Below are 24305 nucleotides of genomic sequence, written 5' to 3'. Positions count from 1 at the left end.
GCCCAGCGGCACGAACGACCCGCCGGAAAAGACGACAAAGCCATACGGTGGCATTGTCGCGGCCGATCACCCGCCACGGCAGCCTGATCCACCGCGGCCCGCTGTGGACTGCGCCACGTTGCGCGTCCCCCGGTCCTCGCCGTACCACACCCACCCCAAAAGGGGCGGGTTTTCCGGACATTGGCCGACGGTTCGACGGGGTTCCGGCTGCGGTACAACGATCGGCCAGCCTACCGCGCGCAGTACGACAACCGGATCACCGGGAGACTTTTCGCACCCCGGTATGCCCGGCTTTGGCGGTCTTCGTCAGGGGCGTGTCAGTTCGCCGCTGATCAGAAAGGCGACACTGCGTTCGGTCTCGGTCCAGACGCGGGTGTCGAGGCGGACGGACTGGAGCAGGGCGCACTCGACGCGGTAGCCGTGCTCGGTCAGATCGCGGCCGAGGCGCTCGGCGGCGTCCCGGGTGGCGGCGTGGGTGACGATGCGCCGGGGGCGGCGGTCGGCGACGGCCTGGACGACGGCCGCTCCCCCGCCGCCGACGCGGACGACATCGGGTTCGGGGAGGTTCTCCAGGGCGTGCGGGGCGGTGCCGTGGACGATCTGGAGATGGACGCCGAAGCGGCGGGCGGCGGCGTCGGTGCGGGCGCAGGCACGGGGGTCGAGGTCGACGGCGATGACGGCGGCCCCGGCGGCTGCCGCCTCGGTGGCGAAGGCTCCGGCGCCGCAGCCGATGTCCCAGACCAGGTCGCCGGTGCGGGGGCCGAGGCGGGCGAGCTGGGCCGCGCGCAGCATCTCCTGCTCCCCCTCGCCGAGTTGGCCTTCGTACGCCTCGGCGGGGCGGGTCCAGCCGCGGGGGCCGGTGGCCGGGTCGCGGCCGGCGATCCAGCCGCCGTCCTCGGCGACGGGTCCGGCGGGACCGATGACGATGACGACATTGGGGTCGCGCCAGGTGTGGTCGGCGGCCTTGTCGGAGGTGACGACGGAGACCTGTTCGCGCGCGGTGCCGAGTTCCTCGCAGACGACGAAGGTGCGGTGGACGCCCTCCAGCAGCAGACCGAGTTCGGCGGGGCCGGCGCCGGGTGAGGTGAGGACGGCGACCTTGGTGTGGGCGCGGCACACATTGACCGCCCGGCGCAGGGTGCGGCGGTGGGCGACGACCACTTGGGCATCGTCCCAGGGCATCCCGGCGCGGGCGAACGCGGCGGCGATCGGGGAGACCGCGGGGACGACCTCGACCTCCAGGCCGTGCTCGGGGGCGCGCAGGATGCGGACGACGCCGAAGAAGCCGGGGTCGCCGTCGGCGAGGACGACCGCCGTGCCGCGGTGGGCGGCGATGCGGCGGGCGGCGAGGGTGAGGCTGCCGAGGCGGATCCGCTCGGCGGCGGCGGGGACCTCGGGCAGTGCCAGATGGTGGGCGGCACCGGCCACGAGGGTGGCGGCACCGAGGGCGGAGCGGGCGGCGGCGGTCAGCGGCGAGCCGTCCCAGCCGATCACCGTGACCCGGTCGGCCATGGTCGTCAGTCTCCAGGGGTTCACGCAGGTCGTCGGGTGTGCTCGCGACGGGGCGGGCCCCGAGAGCGTACCCCGCGATCAGTGCCCGGCGCGGTATCGCGTCCGGTCCGGGCGGATGACGGCATACGTCCCCGCGGGTCAGCTCCAGTCGGGGTAGGAGCTGAAGCCGCCGGTGTCCGCGAGCTGGCCCTCGGCTCCGTCCAGGTCCTCCGGGAGGAGGCTCCAGACGATGTAGTCGGTGCGGGCCTCGCTCCAGGTGCCGTCCTCGGCACGGACCCGCGCTATGCAGGCGCCGCGCAGGACGCCCTCGCTGATGCAGCCGATCTTCTGGGCCACCTGCTGGGCGGCGGTGTTGTCGGCGGCGGTGCGCAGTTCGATCCGTTCGAGGCGCTGGCCGTGGAAGAGCCAGCGGGCGGTGGCGAGCGCGGCCTCGGAGGCATAGCCCTCGCCGCGCGCCCAGGGGGCGATGGCGTACATCAGTTCGGTGGAGCGGACGTGCCAGTCCGTCTTGTCCAGGCGGATGACGCCGACCAGCCGCTGGGTGAGGAACTCGGTGACGGCGAGGGTGAGGCCGTGCCCGGCGGCGCGGGCGGCCGGGGCGCCCCGGGTGATCCAGGCGCGGGCGGCGGCCTCGGAGAACGGATGGCGGACGTCCGTCCAGGCCACGATCTGCTCGTCGTTCATCATCTCGGTCAGGGCGGGGACGTCGTCGTCCTCCAGGGGACGCAGCACCAACCGCTCCGTGCTGATGGAGATGCTGGGGAAGGTGCTCGTCATGTGCCGCTCCGTCATCTCGAATCTCGAAGTGACCTTCTCGACCGTCAGACCGTCAGGTCCCGCTGAACTGCCCAGCATGCAGCATCGCGGGACCGGATCGCACCACGGGGTGCGCCACGGGGTGCGCCCCGGGCCGGGGGCGCACCCCGTGGTGCGGGGGGCGGACGGGGGGTCAGTCGGTGGTGACCGGGAGGACCGAGCCCTGGTAGGTGTCCTCGATGAACCGCTTCACCTCGGCGGAGGCCAGCAGCTTCACCAGCTTCGCGACCCGGGGATCGTCCTCGTCGCCGCGCTTGACGGCGAGGATGTTGGCGTAGGGGTTGTCCCGCGCCGACTCCAGCAGGATGGCGTCCTTCGCCGGGCTGAGTCCGGCGTCCTGCGCGAAGTTGTTGTTGATGACCGCGGCGTCGACGTCGTCCAGCGAGCGGGGGAGCTGGGCCGGTTCCAGTTCCTTGATGGTGAGGTTCCTGGGGTTGGCCGTGATGTCCGCCGGGGACGCGTCGGTGGCGGCGTCGTCCTTGAGCGTGATGACGCCCTCGGCGGCCAGCAGCCGCAGGGCGCGGCCCTCGTTGGTGGTGTCGTTGGGGACGGCGACGGTGGCCCCGTCGGGCAGGTCGGTGACGTCCCCGACCTGCTTCGAGTAGACGCCCATGGGCGGCAGATAGGCGTCCGCCACGGGGACCAGGTCGGTGCCCTTGGCCTGGTTGAAGTCGTCCAGATAGGGCTTGTTCTGGTACAGGTTGGCGTCCAGCGAGCCCTCCTGGAGGGCGGTGTTGGGGACGACGTAGTCGGTGAACTCGCGGATCTCCAGGGCGAGCCCGGCGTCCTCGGCGAGGTGGTCCTTGATGTAGGTGAGGACCTCGCCGGCCGGGACGGCGGTGGCGCCGACGACCAGGGTGTCGCCGTCGGCGCCGCCGGAGTCCGCGCCGGAGCCGGAGCCCGCGCCGCACGCGGTGAGCCCGAGGGCCAGGGCGAGCGCGGCGGCGGTGGCGGTGAGTGCGGTGCGGTGCTTCACGGTGCTGTTCCGGCCGCTGCTCAGAAGGCGGCGACGACGGCGCCGTCGTAGGTGTCGTCGATGAACTTCTTCACCTCGGGCGAGGTGAGCAGCCCGGCCAGCTTCTCGATCCGCGGGTCGTTCTCGTCGCCCTTCTTCACGGCGAGGAAGTTGCCGTACGGGTTGTCGGTCGGGGACTCGGCGACCAGGGCGTCCGTGGCCGGGCTGAGGTCGGCCTCCAGGGCGTAGTTGCCGTTGATCACGGCCGCGTCGACATCGCCGAGGGAGCGCGGGAGCTGGGCCGCCTCCAGCTCCTCGAACTTGATGTCCTTGGGGTTGGTGGCGATGTCCTTGGGGGTGGCCTCGTAGCCGGTGCCGGGCTTCAGGGTGATGACACCGTTGGCCTCCAGCAGCTTGAGCGCGCGGGCCTCGTTGGTGGTGTCGTTGGGGACGGCGACCGTGGCGCCCTTCTTGAGGTCGTCCAGGCTCTTCAGGCCCTCGGAGTAGAGGCCGAGGGGCTCCAGGTGGACGGTGGCGCCGGGGACGGCAACGATGTCGGTGCCGTTCTTCTTGTTGAAGTCGTCCAGGTAGGGCTGGTGCTGGAAGTAGTTGGCGTCGACCTCGCCGTCCTGGACGGCCGTGTTGGGGGTCACGTAGTCGGTGAACTCCTTGACCTCCAGTTCGAGGCCGGCGTCCGCGGCGAGGTTGTCCTTGACGTAGTTGAGGATCTCGGCCTGCGGGGTGGCGGTGGCGGCGATGGTGAGCGGTCCGCTCGCGCCGGCCGAACCGGAGGCGGCGGAGCCGCTGCTCTCCTCGGAGCCGCAGGCGGAGAGTCCGAGGGTGAGGGCTCCGACGGCGAGGACAGCGGTGGTGATCTTGGCGGTGTTACGCACGAAAAGTGCCTTTCCTATGGGGTGGTGCGCCCCGCGATGGTGTGCGGGGAGTCCGGGGGACGGGAGGGAACGGATCGGATGGGACCGGGGGAACGGGACGGGATGGGCCGTTCCGGGGTCGGGTCGGGACGGGTCGAGTCGGGTCGGTTCGGGTCGGGTCGAGTCGGTTCGGTCGGGTCAGATGGCCTTGCCGATCTCGGCGGTGCCGGTCTCCTTGGCGCGCAGCAGGGCGAGCCGGGGCATCGGGCCGGAGCGTCCGCCCCGGCGGTGCAGGGAGCGGGCGGCGGCGTCGCCGGCGAACTGGATCAGGGAGATCACCACGGCGAGGATCGCCACGGTGATCCACATCAGCCCGGTCTCGAAGCGCTGGTAGCCGTAGCGGATGGCCAGGTCGCCGAGTCCGCCGCCACCGACCGTGCCGGCCATCGCCGAGTAGCCGATGAGGGCGATGACGGTGGTCGTGGTGGAGGCGATCAGCGAGGGCAGGGACTCGGGGATCAGCACCTTGCGGACGATGGTCCAGGTGTTGCCGCCCATCGACTGGACGGCCTCGACCAGCCCGCCGTCCACCTCGCGGACCGCCGTCTCGACCAGCCGGGCGAAGAACGGGATACCGCCGATGGCGAGCGGGACGATGGCCGCCTCACTGCCGATGGTGGTGCCGGTGACCCAGCGGGTGAAGCCCATCAGGGCGACCATCAGGATGATGAACGGCATCGAGCGGCCGACGTTCACGATCTGCCCGATGACCTTGTTGAGGACGGTGTTCTGGAGGAGTCCGCCGCGGTCGGTGAGGACGAGCAGCACCCCCAGCGGCAGCCCGGCGGCCACCGCGATCAGGGTCGACCAGCCGACCATCACCAGCGTCTCGGTACACGCCTGCTCCAGCAGCGGCCACATCTCGGACCAGGTCACTTGGCCGCACCTTCCTTGACCGGTTCCCCGGCCGGGGCCGGGTCGCCGCTGTTCACGGGGTCGATCTGGAGTCCCTGCTCGCGCAGGAAGCCGATGGGCACGACGTTGTCCTCGTAGCGGCCGGGCAGTTCGATGCGCATCCGGCCGACCTGGAGGCCGCCGACGGTGTCGATGGCGGCGCCGAGGATGGAGATGTCGATGTTGTAGGTCCGCGAGAGCTGGGAGATGACCGGCTGGGTGGCGGCCTCGCCGTGGAAGGTGATGTCCAGGACGGTGCGGTCGTCGGCGGAGGCGTCGCCGGTGACCGGGAAGAGGGCGGCGGCGAGTTCGGAGCCCGGGGTGGCGAGGAGTTCGCTGACCGTGCCGGACTCCACGATCCGGCCCCGGTCCATCAGGGCGGCGGAGTCGCAGACGCTCTTGACCACGTCCATCTCATGGGTGATGAGCAGGACGGTGAGGCCGAGCTGCCGGTTGAGGTCGCGCAGCAGTTTCAGGATCGAGCGGGTGGTCTCCGGGTCGAGGGCGCTGGTGGCCTCGTCGGAGAGCAGCACCTGGGGGTCGCCGGCCAGGGCGCGGGCGATGCCGACGCGCTGCTTCTGGCCGCCGGAGAGCTGGGCCGGGTACGCCTTCGCCTTGTCGGCGAGACCGACCAGGTCGAGGAGTTCCAGGGCCTTGCGGGAACGTTCCTTCCCCGACTTCCCGAGGATCTCCAGGGGCAGTTCCACATTGTCCTGGACGGTCCGCGAGGACAGCAGGTTGAAGTGCTGGAAGACCATGCCGATCGCGCTGCGCGCCCGCCGCAGTTCCTTGCCTGCCCGGGGGCCGCGTCCCGCCAGGGCGGTCAGATCGCGGCCGGCCACGGTGACCGTGCCGGAGGTGGGGCGCTCCAGGAGGTTGACGCACCGGATGAGGGAGGACTTGCCGGCGCCGGACTGGCCGATGACGCCGAACACCTCGCCCTCGCGCACCGTGAGATCGACGCCGTCGAGGGCGGTGATCTCACGGCCGCGTGAGCGGTAGACCTTGGTGAGGCCCGTTGTCGTGATCACTGGGGATTCCGTCACTGTCGAGTGCGGGCGTGGAGGTGCGCCGCGCGCGGGTGCAGATGGTCGGGAAGGTCGGTCGGGTGGCGACTCGGCTCTCGCGGTGGCGACGGGGCCGGGCGGGTCCGGAACCCGGGTCGGTTCCGGGCCGTGGCGGCCCGTGGTCCGGTGGGGTTCCGGGGCCGGACCGGTTCCGGGGCCGGTTCCGAAGAAGGATCAGGGGCCGGATCAGGGTCAGGGTTCTGGTGGGGTTCCCTGTCCTGGTCCTGGTTCTGGTCCTGCTTCGGTGCCTGGTCCTGCCTGGTCCCGGTCCGGTTCCGGGGAGAACGGGTGCGCGGGGCGTGCCCGGTCCGCGCTGGCGTGCCGGGCCGGCCGGTCAGGGCGGCGCGGTACGCGCGGAGGCGGGCGGTCTCGCTTCGGGGCGCGAGAGGCGGATGGTGCGGGGGCCCTCTAGAAGGCGCACATTCGACACATACAGCGAGCACCGGGCGGCATGGGCGCCTCGGTCGCGGGGATGCGGCTGCTCGTCGTGGTCATGCGAGCAGTAAAGCAGACGTATGGTCCTTACCGGTGACCGTTGTCCGGATACTGGACAGCCGTGGACACCTCCGGACGGCGCTCGGCGAGGGCCCGACGGGGGGTCAGCGAGCCACCGAGATCTCCACTCCCCCGCCCGTGACCAGCACGGACAGCGCGGAGAGGTCCTTCACCACCAGGTCGGCGTGCAGTTCGGCGGCGGTGTGGGTTGTGGCCAACGCCACGGTGGTCATCCCGGCGGCGCGGCCCGCGGCGAGCCCGGCCGGGGCGTCCTCGAAGACCACACAGTGCGCCGGGTCGACCCCCAGGACGCGGGCGGCCAGCAGATAGGGCTCGGGGTCGGGCTTGCCCCGGGTGACGTCCTCGGCGGTGATGAGGGTCTTGGGCAGGATCCCGGCCGCGGCGAGCCGGGCCTCGGCGAGTCTGCGGGTGGCGGAGGTGACCACGGCCCAGCGGTCGGCGGGCAGCGCGTCGAGCACCTCCCGGGTGCCGGGCAGCAGCACGGCACCGCCGTGGGGCACGTCGTCCACCTCCAACTGCTCGATCCGGGCGACGGCGGCGGGCACGGTGGCGGCGGGCAGCAGATCGCCGGCTATCTCGACGGCGGTACGGCCGTGCAGTTCCACGCGGGCGAAGTCCTCCGGGGTCAGTCCGTACTCCGCCGCCCAGCGGCTCCAGCAGCGCTGGACGGAGGCGAGGGAGGAGACCAGGGTGCCGTCGTTGTCGAAGAGAAGGGCCTGTGCGTGGATCGTCATGCCGTCGACCCTACGTGGGCCGCGCCGGACGGCCCGGGGGCGGCGGCACCGGCCGGTGGGGGGCGTAATAGGGTCGGCGGCATGCTTGTAGCCCTGACCCTGGTGACCTCGGTCGCCGCGCTGCTGCTGGCCGCGTGGTGCGGCTGGGCCGCGTACCGGGACCAGCCGACGAAGGACTGGCACTTCATCGGGATGGCCGTGGTCTCGGTGCTGGCGCTGGTCCAGCTCGTCGTCGGGATCGTGTGGCTCGCGCGCGGCGAGAAGCCGGAGCAGGGGACGACGATCTTCGTGGCGTATCTGATCGGGTCGTTCGCCTGCATCCCGGCCGCCGGGTTCATGTCGCTGGCCGAGCGGACCAAATGGGGGTCGGTGACCGTCGCCGCGGGCGGGGTCGTGCTGGCCGTTCTGGAGGTGCGGCTCCATGACATCTGGGGAGGCTGAGACCGAGGTGGGCACCGCCCCACGCGCCCGGCTGATCAGCGGGCCCGGGATTCTGCTGCTCTGGCTCTACGGCGTGATGGTCGTGGGGGCGGTGTCGCGGTCCGCCGTGCAGATCGCCACGGAGTTCGACCGGGCGCCGCTGGCGTATGCGCTGTCGGCGATCGCCGGGGTGGTGTACGGATTCATCACGTATTCGTTGGTGCGGGGTGGGGAGGCCGCGCGGCGGGCGGCGTTCGTGTGCTGTGCGGTGGAATTGGTGGGGGTGCTGGGGGTGGGGACCTGGACGCTGGTCGAGCCGTCCGCTTTTCCGGACTCCACGGTGTGGTCGGACTTTGGGATGGGGTATTTGTTCATCCCGGTGATTTTGCCGGTTACGGCTATGTATTGGTTGCGGAAGGGGCGGGGCGCTTAGGACGGAGCGCGGGTGCGGCTTGTGGGGGTTGCTCGCGCAGTTCCCCGCGCCCCTATAAGCGAAAAGCCTTGGTGGGCTCAGGCTGTTTGGGCGAATGTTTCTGCCGGCTTTTCCAGGACGATCATCGGGACGCCGTCGTTGCCCTGTTCGGTGCCCACCGTCTCGTAGCCGACCTTGCGGTACAGGCGGAGGTTGGTTTCGCTGCGGTGGCCGGTGTGGAGGCGGAAGCGCTTCGCGCCGTGCCGGTCGGTGAGGGCGGACTCGGCGGCCCGCAGAAGCCGGGCGCCGATGCCGTGGCCCTGGAGCCGGGGGTGGACGCAGAGCCGGCCGATCGCGGCGGCGCCGTCCTCGGTGACCGAGCCGCGCACCGCGCCGATCACCTCGTCGCCGAGCCGGGCCACGAAGACGCAGTCGGCGGCGATCTCCGCGCGGACCGAGTCGAGGCTCTCGACCAGCGGGTCGATGCGGTAGTTGCCGTAGAGCGCGGCCTCGCTCTGGAAGCACAGGTATTGCAGCTTGAAGATCTGCTCGGCGTCGTGCTCGGCCGCCTCGGAGATGACCACGCTCATGCCCATGTGTGCACGCCTCCCGCTCACCTGTCGCCTGTTGTCCCCCACTCCTATCCCCGTGCTTCACGCGCCGCAACCTCCGGGGCGAGCAATCGCCGCAGACATCCCAGGCATTTCGCGCGTTCCGGGCCGAGACTGCCCTGTGAGATACCCAACTCCCCCGCGATCTCCCGGTAGGTCAGGTCCCTGGGGGACAGCATCGCCTCCAGCAGCCGGGGGCAGCGGCCCGGCAGCCGGCGCACGGCGGCCCGCAGTGTCCGGCGGCGGGCGGTGAGCAGGGCCAGGTGCTCGGGGCCGGGGGTCGTGAGATCGGCGGGCTCGGCGTCGTACGGTCGTTCGGGTCTGGTGGCGCGGCGGGCCTCGGTGGCGACCGTCTCGCGCAGCCAGCCCGGTGGGTCGGCGGGCGGACCGGCGGTGTCCAGTTGTTCCAGGAGGCGCAGCCAGACCGTCTGTTCCAGGTCGGCCGGTTCGACGCCGGAGGCCGGGGCCTCGGCCCGGACCTCGGCGGTGAGCAGCGGGCGCAGAACGCTGACCAAGTCGTCTGTCATATGCGGCGGGACGCCACCGCCCGGGGCGCGGTTGCCTCGGGCGGTGTTCCTCACCCCATCGGGGTGGGTGGGGGGTGGGTCGTTGACCCCGGTGGGCGGGTAAGTGGACGTCCGGTGGGGGCGACGGGCGTCCGGTGGGGGGTCAGCGGGCGTTGAAGTCCGTGCGGGCCAGTAGGCCGGTGTCCGGGTGGTCGGTGAAGACACCGTCGATCCCGGTGGCGAAGTACGCCTGGTAGAGGCCGAAGACATCGCCGTACTGGTCGGCGTCGGTGCCCTTGCGGAAGGCCGGGGGCAGGAACGGGTTCTCGTTGCGCAGGGTGTAGGGGTGGAGGATCAGGCCCACCTTGTGCGCGTCGGCGACCAGGGTGGTCGGCCGGGTGAGATTGCCGGTCGCGTCCTTCGGGATGACCAGGTCCAGGGTGGGGCCGATGCCGTCGGCGTAGGAGGCGATCTCGCGCAGACCGGCGGGCTTGACCAGGTCGGCGACGGTGCGCGGGTCACCGGACTCGACGAAGTCGTACGGGCGGGTGCTCGCGCCGGAGAGCAGGACCACCAGCGGGTTGTCGACCAGCTTGTGCAGGCGCTGGATGCTGGTCGGCTCGAAGGACTGGAGGATGACCGGCGAGTTCCGCTTGGCCCGCTGGTACTTGCGCAGCACCTTGGCGACCCGCTCCTCCAGAGCGAGGCCCTGCTTGCGGAAGTAGGTGGGGTGCTTCAGCTCGGGGTAGATCCAGACCTGCTTGCCGCGCTTGCGGGTCTGCTCGTCCTGCCACTTCAGCACCTCTTCGAACGTGGGGATCTCCCAGCGGCCGTTGTAGAGGGTGTTGTGGGGGCGGTTGGCGGGGATGCGCTCGACGGCCCGCAGGGTCTTCAGCTCGGCGAGGGTGAAGTCCTCGGTGAACCAGCCGGTGGTGGGGACGCCGTCCAGCAGCTTGGTCCGCTTGCGGTCGGCGAACTCCTGGTGGGCGGCCACATCCGTGGTGCCGCCGATCTCCGGCTCGTGACGGCAGACCAGATGGCCGTCCCTGGTGGGGACCAGGTCACCGGCCTCGACGATGTCGGCGCCCAGGTCCAGGGCGAGCTGGTAGGAGCCGAGGGTGTGCTCGGGGCGGTAGCCGCTGGCTCCGCGGTGGCCGATGATCGTCGGCTTCGGGAGGTTCTTGACTCCGCCGCCGGTGCCGGTGCCCGTGCCCGTGCCGGAGGACTGGCGGGCGTCGGCGGTCGCCGTGCCGGGCAGTCCGAGGACCGCCCCGCCCGCGCCGAGTACCGCCGCCCCGAGCAGCGCCCGCCGTCCCGTGTGCGCCTGGTTCCTCGCCTGCTCGTTCGGGTTCTGCGATCCCATCAGCGGCCTCCTCGCCGTCCGCTCCGCGCCCCGCCGGGGGGCGCAATCCCTCCGGCCGGGCGCCGGGTGGTGCGCGCCGATCGTAGGGCGGCGGACGTGACGGAAGGGGGGCGCCGACCCGAACACCTGGGTGACGGTGGATGTCGTCCGGGGCGCGGGGCTGGGGGGGTGACGGTCCGTCGGATTGAGGCGGTGGGGGCGGGGCAGGTGGAGCGTCACGTACGGGTTACGGGCGGGCGCGCGAGGGGTCGAACAGATGAACGCAGGTCAATTGTGCGTAAGACCTCGATGAACCCGATGTGCGTCCGGTGGGTCACCGCGAGTATCGTCCTCACCTGCACGGACTTCAGAGACATCACCGTCGAAACCATCGAAACCCCTTGACACCGGAGGGCCCGTTGTCCCGCTTCGCGTTCATCAAGGCAGTGCTCGGACCGATCATGCGCCTGATGTTCCGCCCCCGGGTGGAGGGAGTGGAGAACATCCCGGGCGACGGTCCGGTGATCCTCGCCGGGAACCATCTCACCTTCATCGACTCGATGATCCTGCCGCTGGTCTGCGACCGTCAGGTGTTCTTCATCGGCAAGGACGAGTACGTCACCGGGAAGGGGTTCAAGGGGCGGGCCATGGCCTGGTTCTTCACCGGGGTCGGGATGATCCCGGTGGACCGGGACGGCGGGAAGGGCGGGGTCGCCGCGCTGATGACCGGGCGGCGGATCCTGGAGGAGGGCCGGCTCTTCGGCATCTATCCCGAGGGCACGCGCTCGCCCGACGGGCGGCTGTACCGGGGGCGGACCGGGATCGCGCGGCTGACGTTGATGACGGGGGCTCCGGTGGTGCCGTTCGCGATGATCGGCACCGACAAGATCCAGCCGGGTGGGGCGGGGATGCCGCGGATCGGGCGGGTGCGGGTGACGGTGCGGTTCGGGGCGGCGCTGGAGTTCTCGCGGTACGAGGGGATGGATCGGGATCGGTATGTGCTGCGGGCGGTGACCGATTCTGTGATGACCGAGGTGATGCGGTTGTCGGGGCAGGAGTATGTGGATATGTATGCGACCAAGGCGAAGGATGCGGCGTAGGGGTGGGGGCGGGTGCGGGTGCGTGGGGGCTTGTCGCGCAGTTCCCCGCGCCCCTGAGGTGGGGCGGTCCGTTGTCGGGTGCGGGTTGTGGTCGCTTTTTGCGCAGTTCCCCGCGCCCCTGAAAAGCCGATCCCCGCGCCCCTGAAAAGCCGTTCCCCGCAGCCCTGAAAGGCCGTTCCCCGCGCCCTGAAAAGGCGGTTCCCCGCGCCCCTGAAAAAAGGGGGCGTTCAGTGTGGGATCGGGGAGTCCTCCGGGGGAGTTTGCGGGGTTGATTCTCCGGGGGTGGGGAGCCAGAGGGCGAACGTGGAGCCCTCGCCGAGTTTGGAGAAGAGGCGGATCTGGCCGCCGTGGGACTCCACGATCTGGCGGACGATCGCCAGGCCCAGGCCCGCGTGGCGGTCCCGGGTGTCGGCCGTGTCGTCCTTCGCGCGCCAGAAGCGGTCGAAGACCCGGGCCTGGTCGTGGTCCAGGATGCCGGGGCCCTCGTCCTGGACGGCCGTCCACACCCAGCCCTCGCCGCGCCCCGCCGCGACCGTGATCCGGGTGCCCGGCGGGGCCAGCCGTACGGCGTTGGAGAGCAGGTTGCCGACCGCGCGGCGCAGGGCGTCGTGGTCGCCGATGACCGTCAGACCACCCGCCAGTCTGCGCTGGACGACGATGCCGCGTTCGGCGGCCAGCGGCGCGAACTCCTCGGCCGCCTCGCGGGACACCGCGGCGAGATCTACATCCGAGTCGGAGAGGGCGGGCGCGTTGCGCCGGGCGGTGGCGAGGAGGTCCTCGACCAGCCGGGTCATCCGGGTGGTGGCCCGGTCGACGCTGTCGGCGGCGGCCCGGCGTTCGTCCTCGTCGGACTCCTCCGCGGTGAGGACGGCGTCCAGGTTGGCGCGGATGATGGCGAGCGGGCTGCGCAGTTCGTGGGAGGCGTCGTCGATGAGCTGGCGCTGGGCCGTGAACGCCTCGTCGAGCCGGTCCAGCATGCAGTCGACGGTGTCGGCCAGTTCGCGCAGTTCGTCCTTGGGGCCGGTCAGCCGGATGCGCTGGGAGAGATCCGTGGCCTGGATCTCGGCGGCCGTACGGGAGATCGAGCGGACCGGGCGCAGGGCGCGGCCGGAGAGGATCCAGCCGATCAGCGGGCTGGCGACGGCGAGCAGCGCGAGGACGAGGAAGGAGAAGTTGCGCAGATTGCCGAGGGTCTCGTAGTTGACGGCCGCCTCGACCTCCTGGAGCTTCACCACGTCGATCTCGCCGATGTAGTCGTCGTTGACGTACTTCTTCGCCGTGAACTGGCTGCTGACCGGGTGGGCCTCGCCGCTGCGCGCGACGGCGACATAGGTGGCGCCGAGGACCATCGCGGTGAGGATGAAGATCAGGCCGGAGTAGAGGACCGTCAGCCGGAACCGGATGGTGTGGGTGAAGGCGGGGAGCCTGCTGCCGAGGGCGTGGACGACGGCCCGCAGCCGCCGCAGGAATCTCATGGGGTGTCCTTGAGCCGGTAGCCCTGGCGGATCACCGTCTCGATCAGGGGCTCGTCCTCGCCGGTGATCTTCCGGCGCAGCGAGCCGACGGTGACCCGCACGGTGTTGGTGAACGGGTCGGCGTGTTCGTCCCAGACGTGTTCGAGGAGTTCCTCGGCGGGGACGACCCGGCCGGGGCGGGTCATCAGGTAGTGCAGCACGCCGAACTCCTTCGGGGTGAGCTGGAGGCGGCGGGCGCCCCGGTACGCCTCGAAGCGGGCGGTGTCCAGGCGCAGTTCGCCGACCTCCACGATCGAGGTGCCGCCGTCCTCGCGGCGCAGCAGGGCCCGGATCCGGGCGAGGAGTTCGGGCAGGGCGAAGGGTTTGACGAGGTAGTCGTCGGCGCCCTCGTCCAGGCCGCGCACCCGGTCGGCGAGGCGGTCGCGGGCGGTGAGCATCAGGATGCGGGGGCCGCCCGGGGTGGCCCGGATCGCCCGGCAGACGGCGAATCCGTCGCCGTCGGGCAGATTGAGGTCGAGGAGCACCAGGTCGTAGTCGTTGACGGCGAGCTTCTCACCGGCCGTGTCGACATCGGGGGCGACATCGACGGCGTATCCGGCGCGGACCAGGCCGACGCGCAGGGCGACGACCAGGTCCTCCTCGTCCTCGACCACGAGCAGTCTCATGCGGGCCTCCGGTGCGGCGCTGTTCCTCGGCGGGTCGGCATGGATCAGCCGCCGTCGATGATGGTCTCGGCGGCGTCCAGCGCGTCGGCCACGGGAATGGCGAAGCCGATGCCGATGGAGCCGCCCGTCTGCTGGTTCAACGTGGCGATGGCCGTATTGATCCCGATGACCCGGCCCTCGTCGTCGACCAGGGGTCCGCCGGAGTTGCCGGGGTTGATGGAGGCGTCGGTCTGGAGGGCCCTGCGCTGGCCGCCGTCGCCGAGGCGGACATCCCGGTCGAGTGCGCTGACGATACCCGAGGTCACGGTGCCGCTGAGGCCGAGCGGTGAGCCGATCGCGAGGACGGTGTCACCGACGGCGGGCGGGACGCCGGTGGCCAGGTCGGCGGCGTCCAGGCCGCGGGCGGTCTCGGGCTCCAGGACGGCGACGTCGTGGGCGGGGTCCTCGCCGATCACCTCCGCGCTGAGCCGGCGGCCGTCCTGGAGTTCCAGGGTGACCCGGCTGCTGCCCTCGACGACATGGGCGTTGGTGAGGACCCGGCCGCGGGCGTCGAAGACGAAGCCGGAGCCCTGCCCGTTGTCGGTCTCCACCGAGACGACGCTGGGCAGGACCCGCGCGGCGACCGCCTCCAGGTCCCCGGCCCGTATCGGCGCGGCGGTCTCCGGGTCGTCCCCGGCGAAGCCCGCGGCGCCGTATCCGGCGGCGCCGCCCGCGAGGATCGCGGCGAGGAGGGTGATCAACGGGGCGACGGCCCGGGAGGCCCGCCGTCCGGTGGTCCGGGGTGGGGTGGGGGGCGGGGCCTGGAAGGAGGCGTAGGGGGCGGGGGGCTCTCCCGGGGCCGGGGTCAGGGGCTCGGGTGGGCGGCCGGGGAGGAAACCGGGGCCCCGGGGTGCGCCCAGGCCGGGCAGGGCCTTCTCCGGCTCCATGGGGGGAGGGAGGGTGCCGCCCCGGTCGCCGAGGTAGCCGTTGGCCCGGGGTATCTCGTGCGCCGGGACGAGGCCGTTGTCGACGGTGGGGACGCCGGGGGGCGGGGCGGGGACGGGGTGGTCCCCGAAGGGGCCGAGGTTCTCCAGCCGGCCGCCGGGGCCGGGATGTCCGTTGTCGGTCACGAGCTGCCTCCTTGGGCGGGGTCGCGGAGGGGATGGTGTCAGGGGAGGCGGGAGAACCAGAGGAGGGAGGTCGCGGCGGCGGCCAGGGCGGCGATCAGCCCGGCGGCCACGAACCACGGCCAGATCTCGCGCTCCTCGGTGCGGTAGCCGACGGAGCTGCCGATGTCCTCGTACACGGCCTGCAACTCCTCGCCGGTGGCGGCCTCGTGGAAGTCGCCGCCGGTGGCCTCGGCGAGCCCCTCCAGGGCGGGGCCGTCGGCCGGGACCTGGATGGTGTCGCCGGAGTCGAGGGTGATCGTGCCCTCCTCGGTGCCGTAGGCGATGGTGGAGACCGGGATCTCCTCGGCGGCGGCCTCCCGGGCGGCGTCCTCGATGGAGCGGCCGGTGGTGTTGGAGCCGTCGGAGAGCAGCACGATGTGGGCGGGCGGGGGCTCGGTCCCGGCGCGTTCGTCCAGGGCCCGGACGGCGCCCCGGGCGGCGACCACGGCGTCGCCGATGGCGGTGCCCTCGCCGGTGGTGAGGCGCCGGATGGCGGCGCGCAGGGCCTCCCGGTCGGTGGTCGGTGCCACCGCGACCGTCGCGGAGCCGCTGAACGGGACCAGCCCGGCGTTGAACTGCTCGGGGAGCCGGTCGACGAAGGCGAGGGCGGCCTCGCGGGCGGCCTCGAAGCGGGTGGGGGCGATGTCGGTGGCCTCCATGGACGCCGAGACATCGAAGGCGACGACGATGGTGGCGCGCTCGCGGGGCACCTGGACCTCGGTGACCGGCCGGGCGAACCCGACGACCAGCAGGGCGAGGGCGGCGCAGAAGGCGGCGGCCGGGAGGTGGCGGCGCCGGCCGGGGCGGCGGGGGGCGACCTTGTCCAGCAGATCGAGGTTGGTGAACCGGACGGCGTACTGGGTGCGGCGGCGCTGGACCGCGAGGTAGGCGGCGATCAGGGCGAGCAGCGGCAGCAGCAGCACCAGCCAGACCGGCGAGGTGAGGCTCATGGGGTCTCCGTGGGGTGCCGGTGGCCGGGGTTCGTGCGGTGGCCCAGGTCCATGTGGCGGCCCGGATTCATGCGGCGGCGCAGGTTCATGTGGCGGCCCGGGTTCACTCGATGGCCCGGATTCATGCGGCGCCCCCGCCGCCGCGGCGGCGTTGGGCCTCGACGTGGCGGGCCACGTCCCGGACCCAGTCGCGGTCGGTGCGCAGGCGCAGATGGGCGGCGCCGGAGCGGCGGATGGACTGCTTGATGAGGGCCCGCTGTTCCAGCGCGGCCCGGGCGTAGCGTTCGCGCAGTTTGCGGGAGTGGGTGGGGACCTCGCGGCGGCGGCCGGTCTCCGGGTCGACGAGGGTGAGCAGGCCGACGGAGGGCAGTTCCAGTTCGCGCGGGTCGACGGTCTCGACGGCCAGGACCTGGTGGCGGCGGGCGGCGACGCGCAGCGGCTGCTCCCAGCCGGTCTCCAGGAAGTCGGAGATGACGGCGATCATCCCGCGGGCGGGCAGTTCGCGCAGGGCGTGCAGGGCCTCGCCGAGGGTGTGTTCGGGGACGCCGGGTTCGACGCGGGGCCGGTCCAGGGCGGCGTACAGGATGGACAGGAGGTGGCGGCGGCCGGGGCGGGGCGGGATGCGGCGGATGCCGTCGGGGCCGGTGAGCTGGGCGCCGAGCCGGTTCCCGGCGCGTTCGGTGAGGAACGCGACGGCCGCGGCGGCGCCGACGGCGAGGTCCCGCTTCTCCATCCGGGCGGTGCCGAAGTCCATGCTGGCGGAGGCGTCGAGGACGAGCCAGATGGTCAGTTCGCGGTCGGCGAGGGTGCGCCGGACATGGGGGACGGTGGTGCGGGCGGTGGCGTTCCAGTCCATCATCCGGACGTCGTCGCCGGCCAGGTACGGGCGGGTCTCGGCGACCTCGCCGCCGGGGCCGGGGACGGCGGCGGCGTGGTCGCCCTGGAGGAGGCCGTCGGGGCGCCGGGTGAACAGCAGCTCCAGATGGCGGAGGGCCTGTTCCGGGGTGAGGTCGCGCAGGGTCGGGGAGGTCATGCGGCGGCCTCCTCCCCGGGGGCCGGGCGGGGGCTGATCCGGGGGCGTTCGACCGCGGCGAGGACCTCGTCGACGATCTGCCCGGCGCCGATGCCGTCGGCGAGGGCGTCGAAGGAGAGCACCAGCCGGTGGGCGATCACCTCGTGGGCGAGGTCGTGGAGGTCCTCGGGCAGGACATAGCCCCGGCCGCGCAGCAGCGCGAGGGCGCGGGCGGCGGCGACCAGGCCGAGGGTGGCGCGGGGCCCGGCGCCGTGCGCGACCCGGCTGCCGGGCCCGGCGAGTTCACGGGTGGCGACGACCAGGCGCACGGCGTACTCGGCGACGGCGTGGTGGACGAAGACGTCGTCGGCGGCGCGCTGGAGGGCGACGAGGGTCCCCGGGGTGAGGACCCGGCGCGGACGGGGCGGGTCGACGCTCATCCGGTAGAGGATGGCGAGTTCCTCGGACTCGCTGGGCGCCGCGACGTCCACCTTCAGCAGGAACCGGTCGCGCTGGGCCTCGGGGAGCTGGTAGACGCCCTCGGACTCGATGGGGTTCTGGGTGGCGAGGACGAGGAACGGCTCGGGCACGGTGAGGGTGGTGCCGCCGATGGAGACCTGGTGTTCGCCCATGACCTCCAGCAGCGCCGACTGCACCTTGGCGGGCGCGCGGTTGATCTCGTCGGCGAGCACCACATTGGCCATGACGGGGCCGGGCTCGACGTCGAAGGTCTCCTGCGAGGGGCGGTAGATGCGGGTGCCGGTGATGTCGGAGGGCACCAGGTCGGGGGTGAACTGGATGCGGGCGAAGTGGCCGCCGAGGACATGGGCGAGGGTCTTGGCGGCGAGGGTCTTGGCGACGCCGGGCACGCCCTCCAGCAGGCAGTGGCCGCGGGCCAGGATCGCGGTGAACATCCGTTCCACCATGCGGTCCTGGCCCACGATCACCCGCTTGACCTCGAACAGCGCCTCTTCGAGGAGCTTGCCCTCGGAGGCGCTCACAGCGCCGGCTCCGGCACGTCGGCGGGGGCGGCGGTGGCCGTGCCGTCGTTCTGCCAGGGGCAGTCGCCGTCCTCGGCGCCGGTGTCGCTGACGGCGCTGTCGGTCTCCTGGACGACGTAGCTGATTCTGTCCCCGGAGGGGTGGTCGTCCCCGGCCAGGGTGGCGCCGCCCGCCGAGAGACCGGCGGCGAGCACGGCGCCCAGACTGACCAGGAGACGGGTGCGTCGGGTCATGGTCGGTGACTCCTTCAGGTCGTGTGGTGACGACGACGGGGTGAGGAGTCAAGACCATCAGGTGGACGCGAAAAGGGACTTAAAGCGGAGACGCTGCCCCTACTTAGCTTCCGTTTACGGGTACGGCCTTCTTCCCGGCGCCGGACCCGGCCTCGGACCCGGCGTCAGCATCGGCCTCGGCCTCGGCTCCCGCGTCGGGGGCCGGTGCCGTCTCGGTGGTCTCCAGGCGCTGGCCGCGCAGCAGGAACCAGGCCGCCACCGCCGCCGCCAGCAGCACCGCCGAGCCGATGCCCGCCGCCGTCGTCAGACCGTCGACGAAGGACTGCCGGGCCGCGTCCAGCAACTGCTGGGCGCTCTCCGGGGGCAGGTGGCCGGCCGACTCCACGGCACCGCCGAGCGACTCGTGCGCCGCCTCGGGGGTCCCCGGCGGGGCGGCGAAGCCGCGGTAGACGCCGGTGACGATGGAGCCGAGCAGGGCGATGCCGAGCGCGGCGCCGAGTTCGTAGGCCGTCTCGGAGACCGCGGAGGCCGAGCCCGCCTGCTCCTTGGGTACGGAGCCGAGGATCACGTCCGCCGTGACAGTGAACGCGAAGCCCGCGCCGATGCCGACGATCAGCAGGGCGGCGCCGAGGATCGGATAGCCCGTGGACTGGCCCATGAAGGTCAGCGTGCCGAGCCCGAGGCCGACCGCCCCGAGGCCGCCGGAGACCACGGCCCGCACCGAGAAGCGGCGGGCCGCCCATCCGGCGATCAGACCGGCCGCCACCGCGCCGACCGCGGCGGGCAGCTCGGCGAGTCCGGCCTCCAGCGGTCGCCTGCCCTGCACGAGCTGGAAGAACTGCGAGAGGAAGAAGACCAGACCGGACAGACCGAAGATGGTCAGCAGATCGGCGAGGACCGCGCCGCTGAAGCCGCGGTTGCGGAACAGCCGCATGTCCAGCAGCGGGGAGGGCAGGGCGAACTGCCGCCGGACGAAGGCGTACAGCGCCCCGAGGCCCAGGACGGCCGCCCCGACGGTGGCCCAGGCGAAGCCGTGGCTGGCCGCCTCCTTGATCGCGTACACCACGGCGATCATGCCGACCAGCGACAGCAGGACGCTGGCCATGTCCCAGGGGCCGGGGTGCGGATTGCGGGACTCGGGCAGCAGCTTGGCGCCGACCAGCACCAGCACCGCCATCACCGGCAGGTTGATCAGGAAGACCGAGCCCCACCAGAAGTGCTCCAGCAGGAAGCCGCCCATGACGGGGCCGATGGCCGTACCGGCGGAGGCGGTGGCGCCCCAGATGCCGATGGCGAGGCTGCGCTCGCGCGGGTCGTGGAAGAGGTTGCGGATCAGGGCCAGGGTGGCCGGCATCAGGGTGGCGCCCGCGACACCGAGCAGGGCCCGCGCCACGATCATCATCTCGGGCGTCGTCGCGTAGGCGTTGAGCACGGAGACCGCGCCGAACGCCGTCGCGCCGATCAGCAGGATCCGCTTGCGGCCGATGCGGTCGCCCAGGCTGCCCATGGAGACCAGCAGACCGGCGATGACGAACGAGTAGACGTCACCGATCCACAGCAACTGGTTCCCGGTGGGGTCGAGGTCCTCGCTGATGTACGGGGTGGCCAGGCCGAGGACGGTCGCGTCGACGGCCACCAGCAGGACGGCGAGCACCAGGACGGCCAGCGCCAGCCAGCGTCCGGGGCGCTTCACCACCTCGGTCGGGGCCGTCGGCTGCGCGGTGCTGCTCATGATTCCTCTCTCCGTATCGCTCCGCCGAGCAGCAGCTCGACGATCATGTTCTCGAAGTCCTTGGCGGCGACCCGGCCGTCCAGTACGGCCCAGGCCGCGGAGCCCACCAGGCCGTAGAGGGCCTCGGTGAGCCAGACGGGGGTCAGGTCGATGCGGAACTCCCCGGCGTCCTGGCCGCGCCGGAACAGCGCGCAGATCCGCGCGTCCAGCCGGGCCCAGCCGGCGTTCTGCTCCTCGCCCTCGAAGAGCTGGTTCTCGGTGACCAGGAAGGCGAGGAGGCCCGCCGCCGGTTCGATCTCGCGGACGAGTCTGCGGACGGCGTCGGGGGCGGGGCCCTCGTCGGTGCGGGCCCGGTCGAGGGCGGCCTCGCACTCGGCGATGCCCTGGGTCTCCAGGGCCCGGATCAGGGCGTCCCGCCCGGCGAAGTGCCGGTGCAGGGTGGCGCGGCTGATCCCGGCGGCCCTGGCGACCTCGTCCATGGTCGCGGTGGCTTTGTGGGTCAGCAGGGCCGCTGCGGTGCGCAGCACGTGGTCACGATCGACAGCCATGAGACGACGATAACCCATTTGAGACACTCTTGTCTCATCCTCGGGGTGCGTGAGATCGCCCACGGCACGGGTTGCGGGCTAAACGCGCAGGTCAGTGCCAGGGGAGGTGGGCGCGGTGGGTCCAGTAGGTCCCGGGGTTCTCGGCCAGCGGGGCCAGCCGGGCGAGCTGGTCGTCGTCGAGGTCGACCACGGCGGCGTGCAGATTGGCGGCGAGCTGGGTGACCGTGGTGGCGCCGGAGAGTACGACCCCGGCCCAGGGCTCGCGCAGGATCAGCGCGAGGGCGACGGCGTCGGGGCCCTGCCCGGTCTCCTCGGCGACGGTCCGCAGCGGCCCGGGGGCGTGCGGCGCGGCCAGCCGGCCGTTGGCCATGGCCTCCTTGACGATCACCGTCAGCCCGGCGTCGTGCGCCTCGGCGAGCGCGGGCCCGGCCGAGGTCTCCAGCGCGTTGTAGGTCGACTGGACGGTACGGAAGAGGGGCTCGCCGTCGACGGTCACGGCGAGGGCGGCGCGGATGGCGTCGGCCTGGGCGGGGCCGCTGGTGGAGAAGCCGACGGTGACGCCCTCGGCGGCGGCCGTCTCGGCCAGCCGGGCGTGCAGGGCGCGGTCGGTGAGCGCCGGGCTGCCGGGGGTCACCGAGTGGATCTGGTAGAGGTCGAGACGGTCGCCGAGCAGGGCGCCGGTCTCGCGGCGCTGGCGCTCGTAGGCGGCGAGGGAGTGGTCCTTGACCTCGTGCCGCTCGGCGTCGAGGGCCCAGTCGGCGGTGTAGGTGTAGCCCCATTTGCTGCCGATGACGAGGTCGTCGATCCCGGGGTGGGCGGTGAGCCAGTCGGCGAGGAACTCCTCGGCGCGGCCGTAGGAGCGGGCGGTGTCGATGTAGCGGACGCCCTGGGCGTAGGCGGCGGTGAGGAGATCCGCGGTGCGGGTGCGCAGGGCGTCTGCGGTGCGGTTCTCTCCGAGGGTTTCGGCGCGGTCGAGGGTGAGGTACGCCGGGCGGCCGACCGCGGCGAGGCCGAGGCCGATGTGGGCGGTGGGGGCGGTGGCCTTGGCCAGGCGGGAGAAGGGCATCGCGGGCTCCGTCGGTCGGTCGGTGCGATCAACGTATCCCGGGGGCGCGGGAGGGGGTGGGAGGTGCGGTGGGACGGCGGGTGCGGGTGGGTGGGGGCTGGGGGCTGGGCACGCAGTTCCCCGCGCCCCCAAAAGCAGGGGCGGCGCCCGGCCCCCTCCGGGAGAGGCTCTGGCCCGGTGCTTGGCCCGGGGGCGCGGTAGGGGGTGGGGAGTGCGGGAGGTGGGGCGGGTGCGGGCCGGTTGGGGCTGGGCGCGCAGTTCCCCGCGCCCCCAAAAGCGGCGGCGGCGCCCGGCCCCCTCCGGGAGAGGCTCTGGCCCGGTGCTTGGCCCGGGGGCGCGGTAGGGGGTGGGGAGTGCGGGAGGCGGGGCGGGTGCGGGCCGGTTGGGGCTGGGCGCGCAGTTCCCCGCGCCCCTAACAGCAGGGGCGGCGCCCAGCCCCGTCCGGGAGAGGCTCAGGCCCGGTGCTTGGCCTGGGTCCACTGGTGTTGGCGGGTCAGGTCCGCCTTCACCTCCGCCAACTGGACGGCGACCGCGCTCGGGGCCGTGCCGCCCCGGCCGTCGCGGGACGCGAGGGCGCCGGGGACGTTCAGGACCGTGCGGACCTCGGGGGTGAGGTGAGCGGAGATCTTGGCGAACTGCTCGTCGGTGAGGTCGGCCAGTTCCTTGCCCTCGGCCTCCGCCGCCTTGACGCACTCGCCCGCCACCTCGTGGGCCACCCGGAACGGGACACCCTGCTTGACCAGCCACTCGGCGATGTCGGTGGCCAGCGAGAACCCGGCCGGGGCGAGTTCCTCCAGGCGCTCGCGGTGGACGGTGAGGGTGGCCATCATGCCGGTGAAGGCGGGCAGCAGGATCTCCAACTGGTCGATGGAGTCGAAGACCGGCTCCTTGTCCTCCTGGAGATCCCGGTTGTAGGCGAGGGGGAGGGCCTTGAGGGTGGCCATCAGGCCGGTGAGGTTGCCGATCAGACGGCCGGACTTGCCGCGGGCCAGCTCCGCGATGTCCGGGTTCTTCTTCTGCGGCATGATCGAGGAGCCGGTGGAGAAGGCGTCGTGCAGGGTGACGAAGGAGAACTCCTTCGTGTTCCAGATGATGACCTCCTCGGCGATCCGGGACAGGTTCACCCCGATCATCGCGGTGATGAAGGCGAACTCGGCGGCGAAGTCCCGGGCGGCCGTGCCGTCGATGGAGTTGGCGGCGGAGCCGTGCTCGAAGCCCAGGTCGGCGGCCACCGCCTCCGGGTCGAGGCCGAGGGAGGACCCGGCCAGCGCGCCCGAGCCGTACGGCGAGACCGCGGTGCGCTCGTCCCACTGGCGCAGCCGCTCGGCGTCCCGGGACAGGGCCTGGACATGGGCGAGGACATGGTGGGCGAACAGCACCGGCTGGGCGTGCTGGAGATGGGTGCGGCCGGGCATCGCCACGTCCGGGTGGGCCTCGGCGAGGCCGACCAGGGCGTCCTGGAGCGCGGCGATCAGCGCGCCGATCGTCCGGGCGTGGTCGCGCAGATACATCCGGAAGAGCGTCGCCACCTGGTCGTTGCGGGAGCGCCCAGCGCGCAGCTTGCCGCCGAGGTCGGGGCCGAGCCGCTCCAGCAGTCCGCGCTCCAGGGCGGTGTGGACGTCCTCGTCGGCGACCGTGCCGGTGAAGGAACCGTCGGCGACATCCGCCTCCAGTTGGTCCAGCCCGGCGATCATCCGGGTCAGCTCGTCCTCGGTGAGCAGCCCGGCGGTGTGCAGGACGCGCGCGTGGGCGCGGGAACCGGCGATGTCGTAGGGGGCCAGCCGCCAGTCGAAGTGGACGGACGCGGACAGCTTGGCCAGGGCCTCGGCGGGACCGTCGGCGAAACGGCCGCCCCAGAGCCGGACGTCCCCGGGCCGAACCTCGCCGGGCCGAACGTCACCGCTGTTGCTGCTCACTCGCGTTGCTCCTCACTGCGCACCGAACCGTCCTGCATGAGTATGCAGACCTCTGCATGATCAGTCAATTTCCGCTCCGGTACTCCGGTCCACCATCCCATTGCCCCGCGATCGTTAGGCGGAATAACCTTTAGGCGTGGGAAAGACATATGAGCGCATAGACGGCAGACTCCGAACGTTCATCGAAGAGCAGCCGCTCTTCTTCACCGCGACCGCCCCGCTGTCCGGCGAGGGCACGGTCAACCTCTCCCCCAAGGGCCTCAAGGGCTCCTTCGCCGTGCTCGACGCCTCGACGGTCGCGTATCTCGACTTCGCCGGGTCGGGCGCCGAGACCATCGCGCATCTGCGCGAGAACGGCCGGATCACCCTGATGTGGTGCGCCTTCCAGGGGCCGCCGAACATCGTGCGGGTGCACGGCACCGGCGAGCCGGTCTTCCGCGACGACCCGCGCTTCCCCGGTCTGCTGGCGCGCTTCCCCGGCATCGACCCCACCCCGCACGGACTGCGCGCGATCATCGTCGTCACCGCCGAACTCATCCGCGACAGTTGCGGCTACTCGGTCCCGCTGATGACCTACGACGAGGACCGGGATCTGCACGGACGGCGGTTCGCGCGCGAGGACGACGCCTCGCTGGACGCCTACTTCCGCAAGAAGGAGCATGTGGCCCACTCCCTCGACGGGCTGCCGGGCCTGCCGCTGCCCCTGCCGCCGACCCCGGTGTAACGCCCGCCGCCCGCCCCG

Annotated in this window: 25 protein-coding genes; 4 read left to right on the top strand and 21 right to left on the bottom strand. The window is 72.3% G+C overall.

Going from position 1 to position 24305, the window contains the following annotated elements; all coding sequences use genetic code 11:
• Nucleotides 1-306: 306 nt before the first annotated feature.
• The 7 genes from cbiE to AB0O01_RS18860 all read right to left on the bottom strand — a co-directional run bounded on the left by cbiE (nucleotide 307) and on the right by AB0O01_RS18860 (nucleotide 7426).
• Complete coding sequence (cbiE, locus tag AB0O01_RS18890) at nucleotides 307-1512, bottom strand: precorrin-6y C5,15-methyltransferase (decarboxylating) subunit CbiE (protein ID WP_365314725.1); 1206 nt, start codon at nucleotides 1510-1512, stop codon at nucleotides 307-309.
• Between the two features lie 138 nt (nucleotides 1513-1650).
• Nucleotides 1651-2289 carry a GNAT family N-acetyltransferase gene (locus tag AB0O01_RS18885; RefSeq protein ID WP_365314723.1) on the bottom strand — a complete coding sequence of 213 codons (639 nt, stop codon included), beginning with the start codon at nucleotides 2287-2289 and terminating at the stop codon, nucleotides 1651-1653.
• A 172-nt stretch (nucleotides 2290-2461) separates the two neighbouring features.
• Nucleotides 2462-3304, bottom strand: coding sequence for a MetQ/NlpA family ABC transporter substrate-binding protein (locus AB0O01_RS18880; protein WP_365314721.1), 843 nt, complete (start codon nucleotides 3302-3304; stop codon nucleotides 2462-2464).
• Nucleotides 3305-3324: 20 nt separating this feature from the next.
• Nucleotides 3325-4176: a MetQ/NlpA family ABC transporter substrate-binding protein gene (locus AB0O01_RS18875; RefSeq protein ID WP_365314720.1), complete on the bottom strand. Its 852-nt coding sequence runs from the start codon at nucleotides 4174-4176 to the stop codon at nucleotides 3325-3327.
• 177 nt (nucleotides 4177-4353) lie between these two features.
• Nucleotides 4354-5091, bottom strand: coding sequence for a methionine ABC transporter permease (locus tag AB0O01_RS18870; protein ID WP_365314718.1), 738 nt, complete (start codon nucleotides 5089-5091; stop codon nucleotides 4354-4356).
• Nucleotides 5088-6140 (bottom strand): ATP-binding cassette domain-containing protein, encoded by a 1053-nt coding sequence (locus tag AB0O01_RS18865; RefSeq protein WP_365314716.1) that lies wholly within the window; start codon nucleotides 6138-6140, stop codon nucleotides 5088-5090. Before AB0O01_RS18865 ends, AB0O01_RS18870 begins: the two co-directional genes overlap by 4 nt.
• Before the next feature lie 635 nt (nucleotides 6141-6775).
• On the bottom strand, nucleotides 6776-7426 hold the full coding sequence (locus tag AB0O01_RS18860; protein ID WP_365314714.1) for an HAD-IA family hydrolase: 651 nt from the start codon (nucleotides 7424-7426) through the stop codon (nucleotides 6776-6778).
• 81 nt (nucleotides 7427-7507) lie between these two features.
• Here AB0O01_RS18860 and AB0O01_RS18855 point away from each other — a divergent pair, with 81 nt between their 5' ends.
• A complete protein-coding gene (locus tag AB0O01_RS18855; RefSeq protein ID WP_365314713.1) occupies nucleotides 7508-7867 on the top strand; it encodes a hypothetical protein in 360 nt (119 codons plus the stop codon).
• A complete protein-coding gene (locus AB0O01_RS18850) occupies nucleotides 7848-8279 on the top strand; it encodes a hypothetical protein (protein ID WP_365314711.1) in 432 nt (143 codons plus the stop codon). The genes AB0O01_RS18855 and AB0O01_RS18850 overlap by 20 nt, the downstream gene beginning before the upstream one ends.
• A gap of 77 nt (nucleotides 8280-8356) precedes the next feature.
• Here AB0O01_RS18850 and AB0O01_RS18845 read toward each other — a convergent pair whose 3' ends face one another.
• From AB0O01_RS18845 to AB0O01_RS18835, 3 genes are all read right to left on the bottom strand, one after another.
• The gene (locus tag AB0O01_RS18845) at nucleotides 8357-8854 is read right to left on the bottom strand and encodes a GNAT family N-acetyltransferase (protein WP_365314710.1); all 498 of its coding nucleotides are present in this window, start codon (nucleotides 8852-8854) and stop codon (nucleotides 8357-8359) included.
• Between the two features lie 44 nt (nucleotides 8855-8898).
• Entirely contained in the window at nucleotides 8899-9396 is a 498-nt protein-coding gene (locus AB0O01_RS18840; protein WP_365314708.1) for a sigma-70 family RNA polymerase sigma factor, read from the bottom strand.
• A 142-nt stretch (nucleotides 9397-9538) separates the two neighbouring features.
• Entirely contained in the window at nucleotides 9539-10738 is a 1200-nt protein-coding gene (locus AB0O01_RS18835; RefSeq protein WP_365314707.1) for a glycerophosphodiester phosphodiesterase, read from the bottom strand.
• A gap of 398 nt (nucleotides 10739-11136) precedes the next feature.
• Between AB0O01_RS18835 and AB0O01_RS18830 the strand changes: the two genes are divergently transcribed.
• Nucleotides 11137-11817: a lysophospholipid acyltransferase family protein gene (locus AB0O01_RS18830; protein WP_365314705.1), complete on the top strand. Its 681-nt coding sequence runs from the start codon at nucleotides 11137-11139 to the stop codon at nucleotides 11815-11817.
• A 227-nt stretch (nucleotides 11818-12044) separates the two neighbouring features.
• Here AB0O01_RS18830 and AB0O01_RS18825 read toward each other — a convergent pair whose 3' ends face one another.
• From AB0O01_RS18825 to argH, 11 genes are all read right to left on the bottom strand, one after another.
• Nucleotides 12045-13292, bottom strand: a complete 1248-nt coding sequence (locus tag AB0O01_RS18825) for a HAMP domain-containing sensor histidine kinase (RefSeq protein ID WP_365314703.1) — start codon at nucleotides 13290-13292, stop codon at nucleotides 12045-12047.
• The gene (locus AB0O01_RS18820; protein WP_365314702.1) at nucleotides 13289-13957 is read right to left on the bottom strand and encodes a response regulator transcription factor; all 669 of its coding nucleotides are present in this window, start codon (nucleotides 13955-13957) and stop codon (nucleotides 13289-13291) included. The genes AB0O01_RS18825 and AB0O01_RS18820 overlap by 4 nt, the downstream gene beginning before the upstream one ends.
• Nucleotides 13958-14001: 44 nt before the next feature.
• Nucleotides 14002-15066 carry a trypsin-like peptidase domain-containing protein gene (locus AB0O01_RS18815; RefSeq protein ID WP_365314701.1) on the bottom strand — a complete coding sequence of 355 codons (1065 nt, stop codon included), beginning with the start codon at nucleotides 15064-15066 and terminating at the stop codon, nucleotides 14002-14004.
• 38 nt (nucleotides 15067-15104) lie between these two features.
• On the bottom strand, nucleotides 15105-16055 hold the full coding sequence (locus tag AB0O01_RS18810) for a VWA domain-containing protein (protein ID WP_365314699.1): 951 nt from the start codon (nucleotides 16053-16055) through the stop codon (nucleotides 15105-15107).
• A 121-nt stretch (nucleotides 16056-16176) separates the two neighbouring features.
• On the bottom strand, nucleotides 16177-16911 hold the full coding sequence (locus tag AB0O01_RS18805) for a DUF58 domain-containing protein (protein WP_365314938.1): 735 nt from the start codon (nucleotides 16909-16911) through the stop codon (nucleotides 16177-16179).
• 173 nt (nucleotides 16912-17084) lie between these two features.
• Nucleotides 17085-18068, bottom strand: a complete 984-nt coding sequence (locus AB0O01_RS18800) for an AAA family ATPase (RefSeq protein ID WP_365314698.1) — start codon at nucleotides 18066-18068, stop codon at nucleotides 17085-17087.
• Nucleotides 18065-18301 carry a hypothetical protein gene (locus AB0O01_RS18795; RefSeq protein WP_365314696.1) on the bottom strand — a complete coding sequence of 79 codons (237 nt, stop codon included), beginning with the start codon at nucleotides 18299-18301 and terminating at the stop codon, nucleotides 18065-18067. The genes AB0O01_RS18800 and AB0O01_RS18795 overlap by 4 nt, the downstream gene beginning before the upstream one ends.
• A 103-nt stretch (nucleotides 18302-18404) precedes the next feature.
• The gene (locus tag AB0O01_RS18790; protein WP_365314695.1) at nucleotides 18405-20033 is read right to left on the bottom strand and encodes an MFS transporter; all 1629 of its coding nucleotides are present in this window, start codon (nucleotides 20031-20033) and stop codon (nucleotides 18405-18407) included.
• Nucleotides 20030-20581 carry a helix-turn-helix domain-containing protein gene (locus tag AB0O01_RS18785; protein WP_365314693.1) on the bottom strand — a complete coding sequence of 184 codons (552 nt, stop codon included), beginning with the start codon at nucleotides 20579-20581 and terminating at the stop codon, nucleotides 20030-20032. The genes AB0O01_RS18790 and AB0O01_RS18785 overlap by 4 nt, the downstream gene beginning before the upstream one ends.
• 91 nt (nucleotides 20582-20672) lie before the next feature.
• Entirely contained in the window at nucleotides 20673-21647 is a 975-nt protein-coding gene (locus AB0O01_RS18780; protein ID WP_365314692.1) for an aldo/keto reductase, read from the bottom strand.
• A 452-nt stretch (nucleotides 21648-22099) separates the two neighbouring features.
• Entirely contained in the window at nucleotides 22100-23563 is a 1464-nt protein-coding gene (argH, locus tag AB0O01_RS18775; protein WP_365314691.1) for an argininosuccinate lyase, read from the bottom strand.
• A 136-nt stretch (nucleotides 23564-23699) separates the two neighbouring features.
• Here argH and AB0O01_RS18770 point away from each other — a divergent pair, with 136 nt between their 5' ends.
• Nucleotides 23700-24287 carry a pyridoxamine 5'-phosphate oxidase family protein gene (locus AB0O01_RS18770; protein WP_365314690.1) on the top strand — a complete coding sequence of 196 codons (588 nt, stop codon included), beginning with the start codon at nucleotides 23700-23702 and terminating at the stop codon, nucleotides 24285-24287.
• The last annotated feature ends 18 nt before the right edge of the window (nucleotides 24288-24305 follow it).

The sequence above is a fragment of the Streptomyces sp. NPDC093252 genome (assembly GCF_040683675.1).
In the GTDB taxonomy this organism is placed as follows: Bacteria; Actinomycetota; Actinomycetes; order Streptomycetales; family Streptomycetaceae; genus Streptomyces.
This window is presented reverse-complemented; position numbering and strand designations above follow the sequence as displayed.

What these genes read in the sequence shown, in the direction of transcription:
- AB0O01_RS18825 (WP_365314703.1), bottom strand. Translation starts at nt 13,292, where the DNA reads ATGAGATTCCTGCGGCGGCTGCGGGCCGTCGTCCACGCCCTCGGCAGC.
- AB0O01_RS18860 (WP_365314714.1), bottom strand. Translation starts at nt 7,426, where the DNA reads ATGACGATCCACGCACAGGCCCTTCTCTTCGACAACGACGGCACCCTG.
- AB0O01_RS18835 (WP_365314707.1), bottom strand. Translation starts at nt 10,738, where the DNA reads ATGGGATCGCAGAACCCGAACGAGCAGGCGAGGAACCAGGCGCACACG.
- AB0O01_RS18820 (WP_365314702.1), bottom strand. Translation starts at nt 13,957, where the DNA reads ATGAGACTGCTCGTGGTCGAGGACGAGGAGGACCTGGTCGTCGCCCTG.
- AB0O01_RS18850 (WP_365314711.1), top strand. Translation starts at nt 7,848, where the DNA reads ATGACATCTGGGGAGGCTGAGACCGAGGTGGGCACCGCCCCACGCGCC.
- AB0O01_RS18855 (WP_365314713.1), top strand. Translation starts at nt 7,508, where the DNA reads ATGCTTGTAGCCCTGACCCTGGTGACCTCGGTCGCCGCGCTGCTGCTG.
- AB0O01_RS18810 (WP_365314699.1), bottom strand. Translation starts at nt 16,055, where the DNA reads ATGAGCCTCACCTCGCCGGTCTGGCTGGTGCTGCTGCTGCCGCTGCTC.
- AB0O01_RS18785 (WP_365314693.1), bottom strand. Translation starts at nt 20,581, where the DNA reads ATGGCTGTCGATCGTGACCACGTGCTGCGCACCGCAGCGGCCCTGCTG.
- AB0O01_RS18805 (WP_365314938.1), bottom strand. Translation starts at nt 16,911, where the DNA reads ATGGACTGGAACGCCACCGCCCGCACCACCGTCCCCCATGTCCGGCGC.
- AB0O01_RS18845 (WP_365314710.1), bottom strand. Translation starts at nt 8,854, where the DNA reads ATGGGCATGAGCGTGGTCATCTCCGAGGCGGCCGAGCACGACGCCGAG.
- AB0O01_RS18795 (WP_365314696.1), bottom strand. Translation starts at nt 18,301, where the DNA reads ATGACCCGACGCACCCGTCTCCTGGTCAGTCTGGGCGCCGTGCTCGCC.
- AB0O01_RS18885 (WP_365314723.1), bottom strand. Translation starts at nt 2,289, where the DNA reads ATGACGAGCACCTTCCCCAGCATCTCCATCAGCACGGAGCGGTTGGTG.
- AB0O01_RS18790 (WP_365314695.1), bottom strand. Translation starts at nt 20,033, where the DNA reads ATGAGCAGCACCGCGCAGCCGACGGCCCCGACCGAGGTGGTGAAGCGC.
- AB0O01_RS18780 (WP_365314692.1), bottom strand. Translation starts at nt 21,647, where the DNA reads ATGCCCTTCTCCCGCCTGGCCAAGGCCACCGCCCCCACCGCCCACATC.
- cbiE (WP_365314725.1), bottom strand. Translation starts at nt 1,512, where the DNA reads ATGGCCGACCGGGTCACGGTGATCGGCTGGGACGGCTCGCCGCTGACC.
- AB0O01_RS18840 (WP_365314708.1), bottom strand. Translation starts at nt 9,396, where the DNA reads ATGACAGACGACTTGGTCAGCGTTCTGCGCCCGCTGCTCACCGCCGAG.